We start from the raw sequence: 21,122 nt of genomic DNA on the forward strand, positions 1-21,122 counted from the left end.
AAAAGGCCCTGAATGTTCAGGGCCTTCTATTTTTCAGGTAGATTCCAAGTATTATGGAGTTACTACTTTAGCTTGTTTTTTGTCTTTTTCTTTTGCAGAGTCTGCTAAGTGTTTACCAGCACTTAGGTCATAAATAGCAGGAGCTGCCAAGAAGATAGAAGAGTAAGTAGCTACTACGATACCCACAAGGATAGCGAATGAGAAACCACGGATAACCTCGCCACCAAAGACGAACAATACAGCTAACACGAAGATTACAGTCAAAGATGTAATCACGGTACGGCTCAATGTAGAATTGATCGCCTTGTTGATGGTAGTACCCATGTCCTCATGGTGTGCATTTGGTTTCTTCAAGTATTCACGTAGACGGTCAAATACAACCACCGTGTCGTTCACCGAGTAACCTAATACGGTTAGGATCGCTGCAACGAAGTGTTGGTCAATATCCAATGAGAACGGTACGATACCATCTAAGATCGAGAATAGCCCCAATAGGATGATCGCATCGTGAACTGTTGCAATAGCTGCACCAGCTGAATATTGCCATTTGTGGAAACGAATCAAGATATATGCTGCAATTACGATAATCGATAAGATTGACGCATAGATAGCACGGTCGCGGATGTCACTTGCAATGGTTGGTCCTACTTTTTGTTGCGATAGGATTTCATATTTGTTTCCTTGAATTTTGGAAAGTCCTTCATTCAATTTACCTAATACTTCATTGTCAGCTTCATCGCTTGTTTCTTCAATATGGTAAGAAGTAGTGATACGCAATTGGTTTTCACTACCGAAAGTCTTAACCTCTGTTGTTGTACCAAATACATTGTCTAGGTTCTCACGAACATTATCAGGAACAACGTTTTGATCATAACGAACGGTATACGTACGACCACCTTGGAAGTCAACTCCGTAAGAGAAACCTTTGACCATGATAGCAGCAAATGAAAGGATCACCGCTATAACTGAAATTCCGTATGCAACTTTTCTTTTCTTGATGAATTGGAAGTTGGCATTTTTCAAGGTATGGTTTGACCAAGGGAAAGACAAAGTGATTTTCATGTCTTTGCTCAACATGTATTCGAAAATCAAACGTGTGATGAAGATCGCTGTGAACAAAGAGGTAATAATACCGATCATTAACGTCGTTGCAAAACCTTGGATAGGACCAGAACCTGTAAAGAATAGGATCAAACCTACCAAGAATGTAGTGATCTGCGAGTCAAGGATCGAAGGCATGGCATGTTTATAACCATCGGCAACAATCTGACGCGGAGATTTACCAAGTGCTTGTTCCTCACGCATACGTTCATAGATCAGTACGTTTGCATCCACCGCGGTACCCATCGTCAATACGATACCTGCGATACCAGGTAGGGTCAGTACAGCATTCAAGGAAGCAAGAACTCCCATTAAGAAGAATACGTTGAAGATTACAGCAATATTTGCAGCAATACCTGCACGGTTGTAATAAGCGATCATGAACGCCATAACAACGATGATACCGATAACTGCTGAGTTTACACCTGAATCAATCGCCACTTGACCTAATGAAGGACCTACGATAGCTTCTTCAACGATCTTAGCAGTTGTTGGAAGCCTACCAGCTTTCAATACGTTAGCTAAGTCTTTGGTATCTTCAATAGTGAAGTTACCTGAGATTTGAGAATTACCGTTAGGGATTTCTTCGTTTACTCCAGGAGCAGAATACACGACACCATCCAATACGATAGCGATAGCGTCTCTGTTTTGTGCCGCTTGGGCAGTTACACGTTTCCATTGACGAGCACCATCAGCGTTCATTTCCATAGAAACGATAGGGCTGTTTTGTTGGTCGAATCCGTCACGAGCATCGGTAATAACCTCGCCCGTCATTACAGGACCGTTTTCAGCACCAGTAGTTTTGATCGCATATAACGAAAGGAAATCCTTTGCATTGTTTTCAGGTTTTACAGCCCATAACAATTTCAAGTTAGCAGGGATAATCGATTTTACCTCTGGACGAGCAAGCAAAGCATTTACTTTAGCAGTGTCTTTCAAGTTAGCATATCCTACCACAGCACCAGGTGCCAATTGTTGTTGGCCGTTTTGGCTGAAGGTAGAAGGAGATAATACAGCAAATAGAGGATTGTCTGCTAGAGCAGCTGCATTAGGTTGAGCTGAAGAGTCAGCTTTTGCAGAGTCAGAAGACTTTTGGTTAGCCCCTAATTTTGCCAATAAGTTATCTTCTTTCTTAGTGCTGTCTGCAGCTGTAGTAGCAGCAGTAGAATCAGAAGCAACGTTTGCAGCTGGTTTATCAGCTTTCAAGGTCGTTGCCAATGTTCTGTTCACATTTTCTAATAAAGAATATACTTGTGGGTTTTGGTAAGTTTCGTAGAATTCCAATTTCGCAGAACCTTGTAAAAGCTTACGAACACGTTCTTCATCGTTTACACCAGGCAATTCGATCAAGATACGGTTGGTTCCTTGTTGGATTTGGATGTTTGGAGAAGCTACACCGAATTTATCGATCCGCGTACGCAAAACTTTATAGGAGTTTTGGATAGCGTTGTCAGCTTCTTTGTCCAAGAAATTACGGACATCCGATTCAGAGCTGTTACCTGAGATTACAGCGGAGTTATCTTTTGTAGCAAAGAAAGAAGCAATCGGCGTGCTTGCACCGGTCGCTTTATATTCATTTAAAAATAAATCAATCAACGAAGTGTTGGTCGTTTTACTTTTTTTCACTGCATTTTCTAATGCTTTGTTGAAGTTTGCATCCTTAGGATTGTCTGCTAAATTGGCGATCAATTCGTTCAATGAAATTTCCATTGTAACGTTCATACCACCTTTTAGGTCCAAGCCTAGTGCAATTTCATTGGATTTTGCTTCGCGATAAGTGAATTTAGCGATACCTATATTATATACTTCCTCACCAGCAATGGAATCTAGGTAGGCTTTTTCTTTAGCCATGTCGCCTTTGGCGTATTCCGCTGCGTCTTTCTCAACTTTTCTAGTTACAAAAGTGAATGATAAGGAGTAGAGGCACGCTAAGGAAACCACTATCACCAAAAATTTAATCAGCCCTTTACTCATTGTCTAATCGTAATAAATTATGGTTTTTTATGTTTTTTTTAAGCTTAATAATATTTTACCAAGATTCGCAAAGGTATAAAAAAATTATATAATGAAAATAGTATATCAAACTTAATACGGAAAAAGTTGTTATTAAATATTGTCTTCATTTTCAATTAGAATGGAATCGTCAAATTCCTAATTTTCTGTGTTATTATTGGGTTAAACTTTTTGGCGATAGCCAAGCATTCTTTTCCACATTCTTCCGATCAATGCATTTTCGATTACCCTAAAATGCCCTGAATTCAGGGATGTTTTCCTCTGGTCCATTTTGATAAGTTTGCAACTCTGATCGATGAACATTGGCTTTTTACGGACTATTAATTAAATAAACAGAAATAATATGAACAGAAATGATTTGAAAATGAATGAGGAAAGGATTCAAGACAATAAGACATTAGCTGTCGTATCCTACTTGACTTGGATTGGTTTGTTAGTGGCATTTTTGATGAACAGGGACAAGAACGATCCCTTTGTCAAGTTCCATATTCGCCAAAACCTAGGTTTGTTTATCCTGGGCCTGGTTGCAGGTGTCTTGCACTATATACCAGGGGTAGGAGGGATTGTAGCTTATCTAGTCTTTATCGCACTGTTTATCTTTTGGGTAATCGGATTGATCGGCGCTATCAATGGGAAGGAAAATGCAGTTCCAGTGGTTGGGCCTATGTTCCAGGAATGGTTCAAGGGTTTTTAGTGTCTAGGATTTGATCCATTAAAAAAGGCTTTTCGGATAACGAAAAGCCTTTTTTATACATTTTGATTCAGCTTATTTCAAAGTGAATTTAAATCCTAAGCTAAAACGAGCAGCTTCAAAGTTTGAGCTGTGAGAAAGGTTCCACCAAGGTTTCCAGTCAAAATGTAATGCTAAAGGAGCAGCAGGGATTTTGTACTCAAGACCAGCAGCTGGACGTACAGCAAACCAAGTCTCATCACCACCGAAACCTAACTGAGGACCAACACCTACATACCATCCTAAACCGTTAGTACCAGCGAATTGTTGGTTGTAAGAGTAGTCAGCTCCAACCGCGGTGAAGTTATCACCGAATAAAACTTGCGCGTTACCAGCATTGTTTCCACCGAATGAATGTTTGATCTGTGGGCCAAACAAAGTTGCGCCATCACCTAAGTCAATAGCTAAACCGATTGCTGTTTTATAAGGAGTCTGAGCTTTTGCTTCGTTAAAACCAAAAACTAATGCAGCTGCAGCTGCTAATGATAGTAATGTCTTTTTCATAAATATTGTGTTAATTAAACTTTAATTTATACATGAATAGCAATTAGCTTGCCAAAAATTTAACATTCCTTTAACTAATTGCTCAATTACCTGTTTTCCGGTAGTTGCACCTTAATGTCGATTTTATGTAAATAGTTATTTAGAGTTTTATTATTTTATAAATTTTCGTAAATTTGCCTCGCAAATAGGAAACCCCATTTAATATTTGCTATGCAATTAGATCCACAAAAATTCGTACAAGAAGGACTTACCTACGACGATGTATTATTAATTCCTGCATATTCAGAAATCTTACCTCGTGACGTAGACACAAGTACATTCTTAACTAAGAAAATCAAATTAAATATTCCTTTGGTATCGGCCGCTATGGACACCGTAACAGGTGCTGATCTAGCGATAGCGATTGCTCAGGCAGGCGGAATCGGTATGTTACATAAGAATATGACGATCGCGGAACAAGCAGCTGAAGTGCGCAAAGTAAAGCGTTCAGAAAGCGGAATGATCCAAGATCCGGTTACCTTATTGGAAAATGCAACCGTAGGTGATGCTTTTCAGATCATGAAAGATCATAAAATCGGTGGTATTCCGGTTATTAATTTGGAAAGTAAGCTGGTTGGGATTGTTACAAACCGTGACCTTCGCTTCCAGAAAGATATGGCCCGCCCGATCAGTGAACTGATGACCAAAACCAATTTGGTGGTTGCTCCTGAAGGGACCGATCTAATCAAGGCTGAAGAGATCCTTCAGAACCATAAGATTGAAAAACTACCAGTAGTTGATACAAACGGTGTCTTGAAAGGATTGATTACTTTTAAAGACATTCAGAAATACAAACACTATCCTAATGCAGCAAAAGATGAACATGGTCGTCTATTGGTTGGTGCAGCGGTAGGAGTTACGCCAGATACCCTAGAACGTGTTGAAGCTTTAGTTAAAGCTGGTGTTGATGTGGTTACAATTGATACTGCACACGGACATTCCCTAGGTGTTATCAATAAATTGAAAGAGGTAAAGGCAGCATATCCTAACCTACAGGTGATCGTAGGAAACATTGCAACGGGAGATGCGGCGAAAATGTTAGCAGACGCTGGTGCAGATGCGGTTAAAGTGGGTATTGGTCCCGGATCAATCTGTACAACCCGTATCATTGCTGGTGTAGGTGTTCCTCAATTGTATGCCGTTTATGAAGTCGCTAAGGCTTTAAAAGGAACTGGTGTACCATTGATCGCTGACGGGGGTATCAAACAGACAGGAGACATTGCGAAAGCAATTGCTGCCGGCGCAAATACCATTATGGCTGGTTCATTGTTTGCCGGTGTTGAAGAAGCACCAGGTGAAACTATCCTATTAGAAGGTAGAAAATTCAAGTCCTATCGTGGAATGGGTTCTGTAGAAGCTATGGAAAAAGGTTCTAAAGACCGTTATTTCCAAGATGTGGAAGATGATATCAAGAAATTGGTTCCAGAAGGAATCGTAGGTCGTGTACCATATAAAGGGACCTTGGCAGAGGTAGTTTACCAATATATCGGGGGATTACGTGCTTCCATGGGTTACTGTGGTGCTGCAACCATTGAAAAATTACAAGAAGCGAAGTTTGTTCGTATCACAGGTGCTGGATTGCGTGAGTCTCATCCTCATAATATTCAAATTACTAAAGAGGCACCTAACTACAACAGTAGAGGATAAACTCGCCTCCATGGGGTATTTAAACAGGGTTATGGTTTTGCCATAACCCTGTTTTGTTTTCGCCTATTTCCTTTTTGTTCATTTTGTAATATGTCTCATTTTTAGTAACTTGAGAATCCAAAATATATTTTTATTTAACAATTACATAATAACAAGCTTATGGGAAAAGGAGATAAAAAAAGTAGAAAAGGAAAGATCATCATGGGTTCATACGGTAAAAAAAGGCCTAGAGATCCATGGAAACATAAGACCACAGTAAAGTCTACAGAAGAAAAATCTAAATAGAACATATTTTCTGAAATGTAAGAAGCATCTTGAAGAAAGGTAAAACTGGAGCAAGATGCTTTTTCTTTTGTGTTGATATTAGTTAAAATTATCCTTTCCTTAAATTTTCTGCTTGTATTTTATAGAAAAATTGGGTCAATTCTTTCTATAAAATTAGCGTGACATATAGAGATTATCTATGCAATAATTCTGTAAAGCGTTGGAAGTATTCTATATTTTAGCGGACCTACCAATTGAGGGATGGATTTATGCAGGAAATTATAGACAAAATTTATAGTATAGTTTGGAGTGATGCCTTGGTGTACTTGTGCCTTTTGGCAGGGGTGTATTTTACGGTTCGCTTTAAATTTCCACAACTAATTTATTTGAAAGAGATGATCCGCCTTCTCTTTAAAGGCAATAGTTCCAAAAAGGGAATATCCTCTTTTCAGGCTTTTTCATTGGCCATATCGGGTCGGGTGGGGACAGGAAACATTGCTGGTGTGGCTACAGCCATTGGTATGGGTGGACCAGGCGCCGTATTCTGGATGTGGATCATTGCTTTCTTGGGAAGTTCATCGGCGATTATTGAGGCCACTCTTGGTCAATTGTATAAAGAGGAAAAGGATGGGCAATACCGCGGTGGACCAGCCTATTATATCCAAAAAGGGTTAAAGAGTAAGGTGTTTGCTTGGATATTTGCCATTGTGACCATCATCAGTACGGGTTTCTTATTGCCAAGTGTGCAGAGCAATAGCATTGCCTTGGCCATGAAGTCAGCTTTTGACCTTTCTCCAATGGTTATCGGGATCTTTTTGGTGCTGTTATTGGGTTTTATCATTATCGGTGGTGTAAAAAGAATCTCTAAGGTTGCCGAATATGTGGTTCCATTTATGGCTGGTGCATATATCTTAATGGCCGTTGTCATCATAATCCTAAACATCCAGCAAGTTCCGGCAGTTTTTAAACTGATCTTCCAGTCAGCCTTGAATTTGGATGCCACATTTGGCGGGATCGTGGGTTCCGCGATTTCTTGGGGTGTAAAACGAGGGATCTATAGCAATGAAGCCGGTCAAGGTACTGCGCCACATGCTGCAGCAGCTGCCGAGGTGAGCCATCCTGTAAAACAGGGTTTGGTGCAGGGTTTTTCAGTTTATGTGGATACTTTATTTGTTTGTACGGCTACGGCGTTGATGATCCTGTTTACAGGGCAATATAATGTAGCAGATTCCGCTGGCGGATTTATTGTGCAGCACATCCCAGGTATTGAAGCAGGTCCGGAGTTTACCCAATTGGCCGTTTCGCAGCATTTTCCTTCCTTAGGGGCGGGTTTCATTGCCATCGCATTGATGTTTTTTGCTTTTACAACGATTATGGCCTATTACTATATCGCCGAATGTAATGTGAGCTTTATAGGAAAAAACAGGAGCAGGACTGCCTTGATCTGGGTTTTGAGGGTGATGATATTGGGTTCGGTCTATCTAGGATGTATTTCAACAGCCAAGATGGCCTGGGATCTGGGCGATATTGGCGTAGGAATGATGGCTTGGCTAAACATGATCGCCATTATTTTGTTGCATAATAAGGTCTTGAAACTTTTCAAGGATTATAACCAACAACGAAAAGAAGGAAAGGATCCGGTATTTAATAATGCTGAAACGAAGTTTTCAGATGTGGGGATTTGGGAGAAAAATAAAAATATATAATTACCTATGGCTAAATTAATTAATCTGAACGTTTTTAAGGATTTCTTTGCGTCGAGTAACGCGGGTGGGATCATGTTGTTTCTATGTGTTATCCTATCCATGATCATTGCAAATAGTCCCTTGGCGGCAGCCCTTCAAAATCTTTTGGACCTGCCACTAGGTTTCGAAACGGAATCCATTCACTTGAAATATTCAGTTCTGCTGTGGATCAATGATGGTCTGATGGCTGTTTTCTTTTTATTGGTAGGGTTGGAGATCAAACGTGAAATCGTGGAAGGTGAACTGTCTTCACCTAAAAAAGCGAGTTTACCGATTTTATGTGCTATTGGTGGTGCTGTTGTGCCTGCATTGATCTATTTGTCCTTTAATGCTGGACAGGAAACGGCAAGTGGTTGGGGTATCCCAATGGCGACGGACATTGCCTTTGCATTGGCGGTGATCAATCTGTTGGGAAACAGGATTCCTTCCAGTCTCAAGATATTCCTAGCTGCCTTGGCTATCGTGGATGACTTGATCGCTATCTTGGTGATCGCGTTTTTCTATTCTTCGGGAATTGAATTGACTTATCTATACTATGCAGTTGCGGGTATGGTTGTATTGATCCTGATGAACAAATTCAATGTGCTGAATCCTTACCTGTATTTGATTCCGGGTGTTTTTATTTGGTATTTTATCCATCATTCCGGTATCCACGCTACTATTGCTGGGGTTTTGGTGGCGATGACCATTCCTACCAATGATACGGCAATTGAATCGCCATTGGAGCGTTTGGAGCATGCTTTGACCAAGCCGGTTAACTTCTTGATCATTCCACTTTTTGCTTTTGCCAATACCAATATAACCCTGGAAAAGGAAATGTTGGGCGGACTGACTTCTGGCTTAGGGTTGGGGATTTCATTGGGATTATTGGTCGGGAAACCGATCGGTATCCTGTTAACTTCCTTTTTATGTACGAAGGCTAAACTAAGTTCTCTACCTGAAGGAAGTAATTGGAAGCATATTATTGGAGTAGGGCTGTTGGCTGGTATTGGTTTTACCATGTCCATCTTTATCGCCATCTTATCGTTTAGCAATCCAGACCATGTTTCTGAAGCTAAACTATCCATTTTATTGACTTCTTTATTGGCGGGGGTATTTGGATATCTCGCCTTAAATTCCAAGAAAGAATATAAGTAATTAACAAAGGGAGGCTGATAAATGCCTCCCTTTTTTTATTGTGAATTTGCCCTTACGATTTGGATATTGCCAGTTTCCAATTTGTTTTCCAGCCATTTCTTTAATTTGCCAAGTTCCTCAGCGTTTATATCCTTCTGAGCATTGTATGTAATGATATTCTGGTAATGACTGCTGTCGGATGATACAACGACCAGTTGTTTTCCTATGCTGTAGGGTGCCAATTCAGGGAATAGGATATTGATTTCCTTGATTAGGTTCTGGTCATCGAAGGTATAGGAAGCGAGTTCTTTCCTTAGGTTCTGGATCGTCACATCCTTTTCAGAGACATTTCTAGATTGCCTGTTGATCTCTGCCAAAATATCTCTTTTGAGATCTGTGCTGTCCTGTCTGATCAGAAGATCCGTATTTTCTAGATTATAAGTAGCTAACTTCATTTTGAGATCCTTGATTTCCAAGGAGTCGAATTTCTTGTCCAGGAAAGCAAGTTCAATCTTTTTGGGCCTGCTGTTGAAATAGGTGTTCTCGTAAATCAAGGTGTAGCCCTTGTTCACAAATTCATTTTGGATGAAATTATCAACGTTTTGGCTGTATTTCTTTTCTTGTAGTAGGAGGTAAGCCAAATAGAAGCTTGGAATTAGGATCACCAAGATCAGGGTGCTGATGGTTCTTGTAATGCGTTTTTCCTTGGCTTCATCCACGAATTTTACCTTAGGGTATTTCAGGAATTTAACAATCAAGAAGGTGGAGATACAGATAAAGAAACAGTTGATGGTGTAAAGGTACAGTGCTCCTCCGAAATAACTGAAATTTCCGATGGCGAGACCATATCCAGCTGTACAGAGGGGCGGCATGAGTGCGGTAGCAATCGCAACCCCGGGGATAGGATTTCCCTTTTCCACCCTGGTCAATGCTATTACGCCTGCTAAGCCACCAAAGAATGCTATGAGGACATCGTAAATGTTTGGAGCGGTACGAGCCAGTAATTCTGATTGCGCTTCCTTAAAAGGGCTTAAAAGAAAGTATACAAAGGAAACGAATAGACTGACAACCGTGGCGATAGCCAGATTCTTGATCGATTTCTTCAATAGGGTGAAGTCATAGGTCCCTAAGGCAAAGCCCGCGCCAACAATCGGACCCATCAATGGAGAAATTAACATGGCGCCGATGATGACAGCCGTGGAGTTGACATTCAGTCCAACCGAGGCAACAACAATGGCACATGCCAAAATCCATACATTGGCCCCGCGAAAAGATATGCTGGAGGTGACGTTTTCCAAAACCTTATCCTTCGCTTCTTCCCCAAAATGTAAATTTAAAAATCTGTATAGTTTGTTCATGGCAGTGTGATTCTGCCTGCAAAAATATCGTTTAATATGAATTGAAAAAATAAAAAAGGGAGCATTCGAGAAAAAATATCAAGGACTTATTTACTTCGTAATTAAGTCCTGAATTGATTGGGCGTGGTGCCCGTAATGCTCTTAAAAGACTTGTGGAAGCTCACAAAATTATTGAATCCAGAGTCATAGCATACTTCTTTCAGGCTAATGTTGCTGTTCCGCAATTGAAAACAGGCATGTGATATCCTGACTTCGTTAATGAATTGCACCGGCGTTTTTCCGGTTTTATTCTTAAAATAGCGGCAAAAGGAGTTTTCGGTCATTCCGGCAACCTTGGCCAGGTCCTGAAGCATGATTCTGTGTTTGTAGTTTTCACGAATGTAGCCCATCAGGCTGTTCATCCGATATTGGTCTTCTGACTGATTGAGAATGGAATAATTTGTACTGATCAATTCCTCGGCTACTAGGTTGGATGCCTCCTGCAAGCATTCCAATAAGAGGAAAAACTTGGTCATTCCGCTGGATTGGATGCATTTCTGGATCTGCAGGTCAAATAAACCATCCTGATCAATGGGGATATACCTGCCTCTACTCGTTTGATCCAACAGCTGTTTGATCTGTACTAACTCAGGTGCTTGCAAAAACTTCTCTATTCCAAAGTCCTGGATAAAATGGACAACAACACAATCTATTGTTTCGTCAGGCTTTTCTGGATTGGATATTTCATCAAAAAGCCAATAATGAGGGATCTGAGATGGGATAAGCACAGCAATTCCAGCATGGAAACTCTTTATTCGGTCACCAATAAAAAGAGTTCCCGATCCTTTCTTGACATAGACCAGTTCCCATTCTTCATGATAATGCCAAATGGATTGATGCTTGGGGAAATAATCCCTTCGCATCTGGAAACTTTGATTCTCTGTTTTTGGAACAGTGAGTTGCTTGATGATCATAATGTCTAATTTATTCATAAAAATTGAATTGCAAAGGCTGTGAATGGTAAAATAGTTTATTAATTAGGTAATATAGTTCAATACTTTTTGCTGAAATATCTCGTATTTAGTTTCTCAATTATATTCCACACTATGAACAATAGGAGTAACACTATAGCTATCGTATTAATCACGTCCCTGTTTTTTTTCTGGGGATTTATCCATAACCTGGACCCTATATTGATAGCCCACCTCAGGAGTGCGTTCAGTTTGACCCATCTCCAAGCCTCATTGGTGGATTCAGCAGTGTTTATTGCTTATTTGGTCATGGGTATTCCGGCCGGTCTGATTATGCAGAAGTATGGGTATAAGGTGGGGATTTTAGTGGGATTGATCCTTTTTGCGGTAGGGTGTTTTTTGTTTGTACCGGCAGCCAACACGATGAGCTATATGTTCTTTCTTTCTGCTTTATTCGTGGTGGCCTGTGGAATCACGATTCTGGAAACCGCTGCAAACCCCTATATGACTGTCTTAGGGGATCCTAATACAGCCACCCAACGTCTGAATTTCGCCCAATCTTTTAATGGTTTGGCTGCTTTTGTTGCTCCGATCGTCGGAGGGAAGTTTATTCTGACGGAAGATCCCAAAACCGTTGAACAGGTTGCGGCCTTGACTGATGCGGAGCGTTTGGCCTATATACAGACGGAAACGGCCGTGGTAAAAGGGCCCTATGTTATTTTGGGGGTCATTATTTTGGTAGTTGCATTGATCTTTTTCTTCATCAAGATGCCTGAAGTAAAGGAAGAAGAGGGCGAAGGAAAAGGCTTTTTAAAGGCCTTGAGGCATAAAAACGTTGCTTGGGCCGTCCTTGCACAGTTCTTTTATATTGGTGCACAGGTCTGTGTGTTGAGCTTTTTGATCGTATATGCCGTGGAAGTATCAGGTATTGAAGCGAAAGATGCTAAATACTATGCAGGGGTTGCTGGCTTGATGTTTATGTTAGGGCGATTTGTTGGGACCTTCTTTATGCGTTATATCGCTCCGGCGAAGCTGTTGTTGTATTATGCCGGTATTTCGGCCTTACTGACCTTATTGTGTATTTTTGGTACAGGAGTCATCACGCTTTACAGTATGGTTGCCATAGCATTTTTTATGTCGATCATGTTTCCAACGATCTTTGCGATTGGAGTAGAGGGTACAGGTGCGGATACTAAATCTGCATCAAGTTTGATCATTATGTCCATCGTTGGAGGGGCTTTATTGCCTCCGGTGTTGGGGTATGTGTCAGATTTGACCGGTCATATGCAATACGGGTATTTTGTGGTTTTGGTTTGTTTCTTAGTGGTGGCCTTGTTTGCTACCCAAAACAAGAGCGATAAGCTGATTGTTAAACAGGGACATTGATAAAAAGATTATGAGTATTAAAAGATATGCCATGGCTTTGGATCTGGTTGATGATCCAAAAATGATCGCCGAATATGAAGATCACCATAGGCGAGTTTCTGCTGAAATCAAAAAGTCGATTACTGATGCTGGTGTAACGGTGATGGATATATATCGCTTTGCTAATCGCCTGTTTATGATCATGGAGGTTGATGAGAGCTTTAGCTTTGAGCGAAAAGATAAGATGGACGCTGAGAATCCTGCTGTGCAGGTTTGGGAGCAGTTGATGTGGAAATATCAGGAGTCTATTCCAGGATCTAAACCTGGCGAAAAATGGGTAATGATGGAACAAATATTTGAATTATAGTACCAAATGGAAAAAGAGAGATTGGAGTTTTTACAAATCCATCCTAAAGATAATGTCCTGGTGGCTCTTCGTGACCTGCCAGCTGGCTATTCCCTGGAATTTGAAGGGAAAGAAATCAGCCTGAAAAGAGCTGTGGCCGCCAAGCATAAGTTTACCATAGATCCTTTCCAAAAGGACGATGAGGTTTATATGTACGGCGTTTTGGTGGGAAAGGTGAATGAAGACCTGCAAAGTGGCGAGTTATTGGATGTAAATAACCTGCGCCATGCCGCTGACGATTTTAAACTAGGTGATAGAAAATTAGAATGGCAAAAGCCTGATGTTTCTGGATTCTTAGGCAGAACGTTTCGAGGCTACCATAGGAGTAATGGATTGGTAGGGACGGCTAATCATTGGTTGGTTATTCCATTGGTGTTCTGTGAGAACAGGAACGTGTTGACCTTGAAGTCGGCATTGGAAGAGAAATTAGGTTACCAAGTTGAATCGAAAGATTATTCGGATGAGGTTGATGAGTTGATTTCCAGATATCAAAGTGGAGCTTCCATAGATGATCTGATGTCTGTGGACCTGAGTGCCGCGAGAGAAAATAAGTCTAAAAAGAGGCTTTTTTCCAATGTAGATGGCGTGAAGTTCCTGAACCATGATATGGGCTGCGGTGGAACTAGGATGGATTCGGATGCCCTATGTGGCCTATTGGCTGGATACATTACGCATCCCAATGTTGCCGGAGCAACAGTGTTGAGCCTAGGATGTCAGCATGCCCAAGCTTCTATTTTGAAAGCTGAGATTGCAAAACGAGATCCCCATTTTGATAAACCGTTGTTTGTATTTGAGCAACAGTTTGAAGGGACAGAGCAGGAGTTGATGCAGAAAGCTATCAAATCCACCTTTACTGGATTGGTAGAGGCAAATAAACTGGAACGCCAAGAAGCAGGGTTGCATAAATTGTGCATTGGGCTGGAGTGCGGAGGTTCGGATGGTTTTTCCGGTATTTCGGCAAATCCGGCTTTAGGATACCTTTCGGATATGCTTGTAAGCCTAGGTGGCTCGGTCATCCTTTCGGAATTCCCAGAGTTGTGTGGTGTTGAACAGGAATTGAGCGATCGATGTATAGATGAACCTACCGCAGAGAAGTTTATTCAGTTAATGCGAACATACAACGCGAAAGCGGAAGCTGATGGCTCTGGATTCTATATGAACCCATCGCCAGGTAATATCCGCGATGGATTGATCACGGATGCAATTAAATCAGCTGGAGCTGCAAAGAAAGGTGGGACTTCTCCCGTGGCAGCTGTAGTAGATTATCCTGAATTGGCAAACGGTCCTGGTTTAAACCTGCTATGTACTCCTGGAAATGATGTAGAGAGTACCACGGCTGAAGTTGCGGCTGGAGCCAATGTAGTTTTGTTCACTACCGGTTTGGGAACTCCAACAGGGAATCCGATTACTCCTGTTATCAAGGTGTCGTCCAATACTAAAGTCTACAATAAAATGAACGATGCAATCGACCTGAACTGTGGGACCATCATCGATGGGGAAGAAAGCATTGAGGAAGCTGCACACCGCATCTTGAATTATGTCATTGCGGTTGCGAGTGGTGAAGAAACAGCAAAAGCAGTTAAGCTTGGTCAGGATGATTTTATTCCTTGGAGACGTGGAGTTTCACTTTAGTAAATAATAATAAAACATTTAAATAGAAATAATTATGTCTAGGCTAAAAGATAAAGTAGCGATTGTGACAGGCGGGGCAAGTGGGATAGGAAAAGCCATTTCCACTTTGTTTGCCAAGGAGGGAGCAGTTGTACATATTTTGGACCTGAACCCAACTGGTGGGGAAGAAACCAAGAAGTTGATTGAAGACGAAGGTGGAAAATGTGAAGTCCATACTTGTAATGTGAGCAAGCAAGCTGAAGTACTGGATGTGGTAAAACAGATTGGCAAGGTGGATATATTGGTGAATAATGCCGGTATTGCTCATGTAGGCAACCTAGAAGGGTGTACTGAGGAAGATATGGACCGGATTTACCAAGTGAACATAAAAGGCGCTTATAACGCCTTATTTGCGGTCGTTCCGGTGATGAAAGCTAATGGTGGTGGAGCAATCTTGAATTTGGCTTCCATTGCAACCCTAGTAGGTATCCCAGATCGCTTTGCTTATTCCATGAGTAAAGGTGCTATGTTTGCCATGAGTTTGTCCGTAGCTAAGGATTACCTGAAAGATAATATCCGATCAAACTCCATTTCCCCGGCACGAGTACATACGCCTTTTGTGGATGGATTCATCGCCAAAAACTATCCTGGTAAAGAGGCCGAAATGTTTGAAAAGCTCTCTAAAACCCAACCTATCGGACGTATGGCAGAGCCGGAAGAAATTGCAAAATTAGCCTTGTTCCTTTGTTCAGATGACGCATCGTTTATTACTGGTAATGACTATGCTATCGATGGAGGTTTTGTTAAGTTGAATAATTAAAATAGACATAAGACAATAGATAAAAGACATTAGACTTTGGTGACTTGATTGTTCTTATGTCTCGTGTCTATTGTCCCTAAAAGTATAGAAAAATGAAATTAATCAGATACGGAGAATCAGGAAGAGAAAAGATCGGTGTGAACATCGATGGAAAGAATTATGATGTTTCGGCATTTGGCGGAGACTTTAACGAAGAGTTTTTTACAGACAATGGACTTGCCCGTCTGGAAGAGTTTGTGAAAGCGAATCATGGGAAACTGATAGAGATTCCTGCAGATTCTCGATTGGGAGCTCCATTCACGAGACCATCCAAGATTGTATGTATTGGCTTGAACTATAAAGACCATGCGGAGGAAACTGGGGCTAAGATCCCAGCAGAGCCAATTATCTTTATGAAATCCACTACTGCATTGGTAGGTCCTAATGACCAAGTGATGATTCCTAAGAATTCAGTGAAGACCGACTGGGAGGTTGAGTTCTGCATTGTTATCGGTAAGAAAGCAACTTATGTCGAAGAATCTAAAGCCTTGGACTATGTTGCTGGTTATGTTCTTCACAATGATGTTTCAGAGCGTGAGTACCAATTGGAGCGTGGCGGAACTTGGGATAAAGGGAAAGGATGTGACACATTCGCGCCTATGGGCCCATTTATGACGACTACTGATGAAATTCCTGATATCAACAACGTAAAACTTTGGTTGAAAGTGAATGGCAAGACCTATCAAAACGGAAATACCGCCAACCTGATCTTCAATGTGCCATTTGTAGTTTCCTATGTCTCTCAGTTTATGACCCTGTTGCCAGGGGATGTGATCTCCACAGGAACGCCTGCTGGGGTTGGCTTAGGCTTTGATCCTCCAATTTATCTTAAAGAAGGAGATGTGGTTGAATTGGGGGCTGATTATCTTGGCGAGCAGCGTCAGGAAGTAATCGCTTTCTACAAAAATTAAAAGAGACCATGAGAATAGATACTCATCAACATTTTTGGTTATTTGATCCCGTAAAGGACGCTTGGATTACAGATGAAATGTCGGTAATACAACGGAATTTCCTTCCCAATGATATTTCTGGAACCCTCAAGCAACTAGGTTTTGATGGTGTTGTTGCTGTTCAGGCAGACCAATCCCATCAGGAAACAGCGTTTTTGCTGGAGTTATCCCAAGTCTATGCCTTGATCAAGGGTATCGTTGGATGGGTGGATCTCAGGTCTGAAAATGTAGAAGAGCATCTCCAAAGCTTCTCAAAACATCAGGTCATCAAAGGATTCAGGCACATCGTTGAAGGTGAGGATGACCCTGACTTTCTCCATCGGGATGAATCCTTGCGCGGAATTGCCGCATTGACCAAATATAAATACACCTATGATCTTCTGTTGCGCCCAAGGCATTACCAGAGTTCCTTAAAATGCGTGGCAGCTAATCCGGATCAAGCTTTTGTTTTGGACCATATTGCTAAACCACCAATCAAATCCCAGGAATTTACGGAATGGGCTAGCTATATCGAACAATTGGCTTCCTATCCGAATGTTCATTGTAAGATTTCAGGACTAGGCACTGAGGCAGATTGGAAACATTGGAAGTTGGATCACTTTACGGAGTACCTGGACCATGTCATTCAATGCTTTGGTAAGGAAAGATTGATGTTCGGGTCCGATTGGCCGGTATGCCTGTTGGCCGGTAGTTATGAGGACGCGCTCAAGATTGTTGAGCATCGCTTAGGTGATTTTACGGAACAGGAATTGAAAGGTTTCTGGGGAGATAATGCAGTGAAGTTCTACGGTTTAAAATAGTTTATATGAACTTAAATTTAAAAGATAAAGTGGTCTTGGTTACCGGTGGTGCCAAAGGAATTGGAAAGGGAATTGTTGAGCTTTTAGCTGAGGAAGGAGCGGTTCCGGTAATTATTGGAAGAAAGGAAAAAGACAACCTTGCCGTAGAGGAGGAGTTAGCTGCAAAAGGCTTTAGATCTTTCGCGGTGCAGGCTGAACTAACGAATCCAGAAGACTGTAAAAAGGCCGTTGATGCTGTAATAGGTAAGTGGGGCAGGATTGATGGATTGGTAAATAATGCAGGTTTGAATGATGGTGTGAGCCTAGAAGATGGCGATTATGACTCTTTTGTAAAGTCGCTGCACAATAGTTTGGTCCATTATTATCTGATGGCGCACCACTGTCTCCCTGAATTGAAGAAAAGCAAAGGAAGTATATTGAACATTACTTCTAAAACTGCCGAAACTGGACAGGGAGGGACATCCGGTTATGCTGCTTCCAATGGTGGAAGGAATGCTTTGACAAGGGAATGGGCGGTTGAATTGCTTCCATATTCCATTCGTGTCAATGCCATAGTTGTTGCAGAAAGCATGACACCGCAATATGAAAGTTGGATAAAAACCATTGCTAATCCAGAAGAAACATTGAAAAAAATAACGAGCAGGATTCCGCTTGAAAACCGGATGACTACGGTGGAAGAAATTGCCAATATGGCCGTATTCTTACTGTCTGATCGATCAAGCCATACTACTGGGCAGTTAATCCATGTGGATGGGGGCTATGTGCACTTAGATAGAGCATTGATCAATGATTAAGTATAACAAGATATATTTGTAATCAACCTTTAGTAAACTCAATTGAGCTGCTTTCATTAAGCAGCTCTTTTTTTATCCCTTTCCTCCTAAATAAATTGTTACAAACGAAATACTTCATTCAAAATCTTATTCTATCTAAAACAAATCCTGTTTTTGATGTAAAATCCCATTTCTAACCATTGGTTCTTATCAGATTCGGACTTAACATTTTAAGATTTTATTTTGATATTAAACGTTTAAGCATTAACATTGTGTAATTATAAACTGAAAAGTTCCGCATTTGTTTTAATCTAATTGTCTTGAGCAGTCTTCCTTTATGCTTAAGATGCTTAAACGATTAAAGCAATAGCCAAAACCCTTTACTAACCGAAAGATTTGGTAGTTCTTTTCAAAAATAGAATGTGGCTTCCGATTGGACATTTGAATAATCAACTAATAAATAAATCATGAAAATTAAATTGTTATTAGCTTCCTTATTGCTCTGTGGCATGACCTATGCCCAGCAAAAGCAGCCATTTAATGGAATAGATATGAGTTTGGGAAACCTTTCCAAACTTTCCAATGCCAAAACCAGATCAATTAGTCCAGAAAACTTTACCGGTGCCAAGGGGAAAGGAGGAATGGCAGATCCAGCGAAACAGGCTGGTCAAAAGAATGTTGCCAATGCTTCACATGCATCTAGGGAGCTAGGAGTGGGTTGGAAGGTAAATCCCTATATCACGATTGCGCCCGGTGAGACCTTTACCATGGCCGAAATCAATGAATCAGGTGTAATCCAGCACATGTGGATGACTCCAACAGGCAATTGGAACCACACGATTTTCAGGATTTATTGGGACGGCGAGTCAACTCCTTCGGTAGAATCTCCAGTAGGGCCATTCTTTGGGATGGCTTGGCATCGTTTCGCCCCATTGAATTCCTTGGCTATGACCGTTAATCCGGGAAGTGCATTCAATTCCTACTGGAAAATGCCATTTCGGAAAAGTGCCAAGATTACTATGGAGAATATTTCCAGTGAGCCCATGAACCTGTATTACCAGATAGATTATGCTGTTACAGAGGTTCCTGAAGATGAAGGGTATTTCCATGCCCAATACCGTCGATCCAATCCTACTCAAGGCTCCTTGCACACTATAATCGATGGAATCAAAGGGAAAGGACAGTACGTAGGAACATATTTAGGGGTAGGTGTCAACAACATAGGTTGGTGGGGAGAAGGAGAGATTAAGTTCTTTATGGATGGTGATAAGGATTATGCAACGATAGTTGGAACAGGACTGGAGGATTATTTCTGTGGCTCCTACAACTTCGAAAACAAGGCCACAAGGCAATATCAAGAATATTCCACCCCATACGCTGGCTTGCACCAAGTAATTCGTCCTGATGGCGTATATGAGTCCCAGGCGCGCTTCGGAATGTACCGTTGGCATATCATGGATCCAGTGAGGTTTGATGGGGACCTTAAAGTGACCATACAGGATTTAGGATGGCGTTCGGAAGGTAGATACCTACCGCAGAAGTCCGATATGATCTCTGTAGCCTATTGGTATCAATCCGAACCCCATAACAAATTTCCAAATCTACCATCCAAAAACGATCTTGAAGTAAACTAAATTTCTATGAAAAAGACATGGCTACATGCATTTATGGGAGCTTCGGCAGTTTTGCTGGCAAGCTCCTGCCAAGAAACCAAAAAACAAGAATCATCAATCCAGGATACCGTGAGCACCAACTATAATGAAGGGCAATTTGGCTACGACCTGCAATTCCTGCAGAAGTATGATAGCATTTTGATTTTGAGCAACGAAAGTGGACTAGGGCAGATCCTGGTGTCCCCAAAATATCAGGGTAAGGTATTTACCTCAACTGCAGATGGGCCGGACGGTAAAAGTTTTGGCTGGGTAAATTACAAAGCCTTCTCTGCGCCGGTTGATCCCCATATGAATGCCTATGGAGGGGAAGACCGCCTCTGGCTAGGTCCAGAAGGAGGTCCATTTTCCCTATACTTCGAAAAAGGCAGTGAAATGGTCTATGATAACTGGAAAACACCAACTGCCATTGACACGGAAGCTTGGACCCTGCTCTCAGCAACTGGAAATTCAGCAAGCATGGAGAAAACTGCAGAATTGAAAAATTATGCAGGTACCGTGCTCAGCATGAAGCTTAATAGGGATATCAAGATGTTGAGCAATTCACAGATCGAAGCCGATCTAGGCATTCAATTATCCGATCAGGTAAAAACGGTAGGCTTTAGCACCATAAACAGCATCAGCAATACTGGAAAAGAGGCATGGACCAAAGAAACTGGAGCACCTTGTCTTTGGAGCCTGGATATGTTTATGCCGACTGACAGCACTGTTATTCTTATCCCTTTTGAAGAGTCTGCGAAAGGAAAGGTCGCCACGACCGATTATTTTGGAGAAATCGATAAGGATAGAATCAGCTATAAGGCAGGGGTACTCTATTTCAAGGCAGATGGGAAGTCTAGAGGCAAATTGGGATTGTCGCCTTCTCGAGCAAAAAACATTGCCGGAAGCTACGATCTAGCCAATGGAATCCTGACCGTAACCAAATTCAGCATCGACTCAAGCAAGGTCTATTTGAACCAGGAATGGACCACCAAAAAGGATCCGTTCTTAGGAGATGCCGTCAATGCCTATAACGATGGACCATTGGAAGATGGAAGCCAAATGGGACCTTTCTACGAAATCGAAAGTGTTTCACCTGCTGCTTTCCTTAAACCATCTGAAAAGCTGGGTCATACCCATAATGTATATCATTTTGTTGGAGATAAAATACAAATAGCTAGTCTGTTAAAGAAGTTCTTTAATATAACCGTTGAAGATATTCAATCTGCTTTCTAAACCCCT

18 protein-coding genes are annotated in these 21,122 nt (G+C 41.4%); 14 read left to right on the forward strand and 4 right to left on the reverse strand.

The window, feature by feature from the left end:
* Positions 1-51: 51 nt before the first annotated feature.
* Positions 52-3,075, reverse strand: a complete 3,024-nt coding sequence (secDF, locus tag NMK93_RS06040) for a protein translocase subunit SecDF (RefSeq protein ID WP_254528356.1) — start codon at positions 3,073-3,075, stop codon at positions 52-54.
* 382 nt (positions 3,076-3,457) lie between these two features.
* On the opposite strand from secDF, the gene NMK93_RS06045 reads away from it, so the two are divergent.
* Positions 3,458-3,808: a DUF4870 domain-containing protein gene (locus tag NMK93_RS06045; RefSeq protein ID WP_254528358.1), complete on the forward strand. Its 351-nt coding sequence runs from the start codon at positions 3,458-3,460 to the stop codon at positions 3,806-3,808.
* A 72-nt stretch (positions 3,809-3,880) separates the two neighbouring features.
* Here NMK93_RS06045 and NMK93_RS06050 read toward each other — a convergent pair whose 3' ends face one another.
* A complete protein-coding gene (locus NMK93_RS06050) occupies positions 3,881-4,348 on the reverse strand; it encodes a hypothetical protein (RefSeq protein ID WP_185211489.1) in 468 nt (155 codons plus the stop codon).
* A gap of 210 nt (positions 4,349-4,558) precedes the next feature.
* Between NMK93_RS06050 and guaB the strand changes: the two genes are divergently transcribed.
* The 4 genes from guaB to nhaA all read left to right on the forward strand — a co-directional run bounded on the left by guaB (position 4,559) and on the right by nhaA (position 9,180).
* Positions 4,559-6,034: an IMP dehydrogenase gene (gene guaB / locus NMK93_RS06055; protein WP_093095148.1), complete on the forward strand. Its 1,476-nt coding sequence runs from the start codon at positions 4,559-4,561 to the stop codon at positions 6,032-6,034.
* Positions 6,035-6,193: 159 nt separating this feature from the next.
* Positions 6,194-6,319 (forward strand): 30S ribosomal protein THX, encoded by a 126-nt coding sequence (locus NMK93_RS06060; RefSeq protein WP_093095150.1) that lies wholly within the window; start codon positions 6,194-6,196, stop codon positions 6,317-6,319.
* 248 nt (positions 6,320-6,567) lie between these two features.
* Positions 6,568-8,004 (forward strand): sodium:alanine symporter family protein, encoded by a 1,437-nt coding sequence (locus tag NMK93_RS06065; RefSeq protein ID WP_254528360.1) that lies wholly within the window; start codon positions 6,568-6,570, stop codon positions 8,002-8,004.
* Between the two features lie 6 nt (positions 8,005-8,010).
* A complete protein-coding gene (gene nhaA / locus NMK93_RS06070; RefSeq protein WP_185217209.1) occupies positions 8,011-9,180 on the forward strand; it encodes a Na+/H+ antiporter NhaA in 1,170 nt (389 codons plus the stop codon).
* A 35-nt stretch (positions 9,181-9,215) separates the two neighbouring features.
* Here nhaA and NMK93_RS06075 read toward each other — a convergent pair whose 3' ends face one another.
* On the reverse strand, positions 9,216-10,517 hold the full coding sequence (locus tag NMK93_RS06075) for a DUF389 domain-containing protein (protein ID WP_254528361.1): 1,302 nt from the start codon (positions 10,515-10,517) through the stop codon (positions 9,216-9,218).
* Positions 10,518-10,618: 101 nt separating this feature from the next.
* Positions 10,619-11,488 carry an AraC family transcriptional regulator gene (locus NMK93_RS06080; protein WP_254528362.1) on the reverse strand — a complete coding sequence of 290 codons (870 nt, stop codon included), beginning with the start codon at positions 11,486-11,488 and terminating at the stop codon, positions 10,619-10,621.
* A 114-nt stretch (positions 11,489-11,602) separates the two neighbouring features.
* Here NMK93_RS06080 and fucP point away from each other — a divergent pair, with 114 nt between their 5' ends.
* The 9 genes from fucP to NMK93_RS06125 all read left to right on the forward strand — a co-directional run bounded on the left by fucP (position 11,603) and on the right by NMK93_RS06125 (position 21,116).
* Positions 11,603-12,853 carry an L-fucose:H+ symporter permease gene (fucP, locus tag NMK93_RS06085; RefSeq protein WP_254528363.1) on the forward strand — a complete coding sequence of 417 codons (1,251 nt, stop codon included), beginning with the start codon at positions 11,603-11,605 and terminating at the stop codon, positions 12,851-12,853.
* 16 nt (positions 12,854-12,869) lie between these two features.
* The gene (locus tag NMK93_RS06090; RefSeq protein WP_254528657.1) at positions 12,870-13,199 is read left to right on the forward strand and encodes an L-rhamnose mutarotase; all 330 of its coding nucleotides are present in this window, start codon (positions 12,870-12,872) and stop codon (positions 13,197-13,199) included.
* 6 nt (positions 13,200-13,205) lie between these two features.
* Positions 13,206-14,870, forward strand: coding sequence for a UxaA family hydrolase (locus tag NMK93_RS06095; protein WP_254528364.1), 1,665 nt, complete (start codon positions 13,206-13,208; stop codon positions 14,868-14,870).
* A gap of 34 nt (positions 14,871-14,904) precedes the next feature.
* Positions 14,905-15,669, forward strand: a complete 765-nt coding sequence (locus tag NMK93_RS06100; protein ID WP_254528366.1) for an SDR family NAD(P)-dependent oxidoreductase — start codon at positions 14,905-14,907, stop codon at positions 15,667-15,669.
* Positions 15,670-15,761: 92 nt separating this feature from the next.
* Positions 15,762-16,619, forward strand: a complete 858-nt coding sequence (locus NMK93_RS06105; protein WP_254528368.1) for a fumarylacetoacetate hydrolase family protein — start codon at positions 15,762-15,764, stop codon at positions 16,617-16,619.
* 8 nt (positions 16,620-16,627) lie between these two features.
* A complete protein-coding gene (locus tag NMK93_RS06110; RefSeq protein ID WP_254528370.1) occupies positions 16,628-17,458 on the forward strand; it encodes an amidohydrolase in 831 nt (276 codons plus the stop codon).
* Positions 17,459-17,463: 5 nt separating this feature from the next.
* Positions 17,464-18,252, forward strand: coding sequence for an SDR family oxidoreductase (locus NMK93_RS06115; RefSeq protein ID WP_254528372.1), 789 nt, complete (start codon positions 17,464-17,466; stop codon positions 18,250-18,252).
* 446 nt (positions 18,253-18,698) lie between these two features.
* On the forward strand, positions 18,699-19,865 hold the full coding sequence (locus NMK93_RS06120) for a glycoside hydrolase family 172 protein (protein ID WP_185217200.1): 1,167 nt from the start codon (positions 18,699-18,701) through the stop codon (positions 19,863-19,865).
* Positions 19,866-19,871: 6 nt separating this feature from the next.
* The gene (locus NMK93_RS06125) at positions 19,872-21,116 is read left to right on the forward strand and encodes a DUF6786 family protein (protein ID WP_254528374.1); all 1,245 of its coding nucleotides are present in this window, start codon (positions 19,872-19,874) and stop codon (positions 21,114-21,116) included.
* The last annotated feature ends 6 nt before the right edge of the window (positions 21,117-21,122 follow it).

Source organism: Sphingobacterium sp. LZ7M1, from assembly GCF_024296865.1.
GTDB lineage: Bacteria > Bacteroidota > Bacteroidia > Sphingobacteriales > Sphingobacteriaceae > Sphingobacterium.

Excerpts from the sequence above, each read along its gene's own strand:
- NMK93_RS06095 (WP_254528364.1), top strand. The coding sequence starts at position 13,206 with ATGGAAAAAGAGAGATTGGAGTTTTTACAAATCCATCCTAAAGATAAT.
- NMK93_RS06065 (WP_254528360.1), top strand. The coding sequence starts at position 6,568 with ATGCAGGAAATTATAGACAAAATTTATAGTATAGTTTGGAGTGATGCC.
- guaB (WP_093095148.1), top strand. The coding sequence starts at position 4,559 with ATGCAATTAGATCCACAAAAATTCGTACAAGAAGGACTTACCTACGAC.
- NMK93_RS06060 (WP_093095150.1), top strand. The coding sequence starts at position 6,194 with ATGGGAAAAGGAGATAAAAAAAGTAGAAAAGGAAAGATCATCATGGGT.
- NMK93_RS06110 (WP_254528370.1), top strand. The coding sequence starts at position 16,628 with ATGAGAATAGATACTCATCAACATTTTTGGTTATTTGATCCCGTAAAG.
- NMK93_RS06120 (WP_185217200.1), top strand. The coding sequence starts at position 18,699 with ATGAAAATTAAATTGTTATTAGCTTCCTTATTGCTCTGTGGCATGACC.
- NMK93_RS06105 (WP_254528368.1), top strand. The coding sequence starts at position 15,762 with ATGAAATTAATCAGATACGGAGAATCAGGAAGAGAAAAGATCGGTGTG.
- NMK93_RS06100 (WP_254528366.1), top strand. The coding sequence starts at position 14,905 with ATGTCTAGGCTAAAAGATAAAGTAGCGATTGTGACAGGCGGGGCAAGT.
- NMK93_RS06115 (WP_254528372.1), top strand. The coding sequence starts at position 17,464 with ATGAACTTAAATTTAAAAGATAAAGTGGTCTTGGTTACCGGTGGTGCC.
- NMK93_RS06080 (WP_254528362.1), bottom strand. The coding sequence starts at position 11,488 with ATGAATAAATTAGACATTATGATCATCAAGCAACTCACTGTTCCAAAA.
- NMK93_RS06125 (WP_254528374.1), top strand. The coding sequence starts at position 19,872 with ATGAAAAAGACATGGCTACATGCATTTATGGGAGCTTCGGCAGTTTTG.
- nhaA (WP_185217209.1), top strand. The coding sequence starts at position 8,011 with ATGGCTAAATTAATTAATCTGAACGTTTTTAAGGATTTCTTTGCGTCG.
- fucP (WP_254528363.1), top strand. The coding sequence starts at position 11,603 with ATGAACAATAGGAGTAACACTATAGCTATCGTATTAATCACGTCCCTG.
- NMK93_RS06045 (WP_254528358.1), top strand. The coding sequence starts at position 3,458 with ATGAACAGAAATGATTTGAAAATGAATGAGGAAAGGATTCAAGACAAT.
- NMK93_RS06050 (WP_185211489.1), bottom strand. The coding sequence starts at position 4,348 with ATGAAAAAGACATTACTATCATTAGCAGCTGCAGCTGCATTAGTTTTT.
- NMK93_RS06075 (WP_254528361.1), bottom strand. The coding sequence starts at position 10,517 with ATGAACAAACTATACAGATTTTTAAATTTACATTTTGGGGAAGAAGCG.
- secDF (WP_254528356.1), bottom strand. The coding sequence starts at position 3,075 with ATGAGTAAAGGGCTGATTAAATTTTTGGTGATAGTGGTTTCCTTAGCG.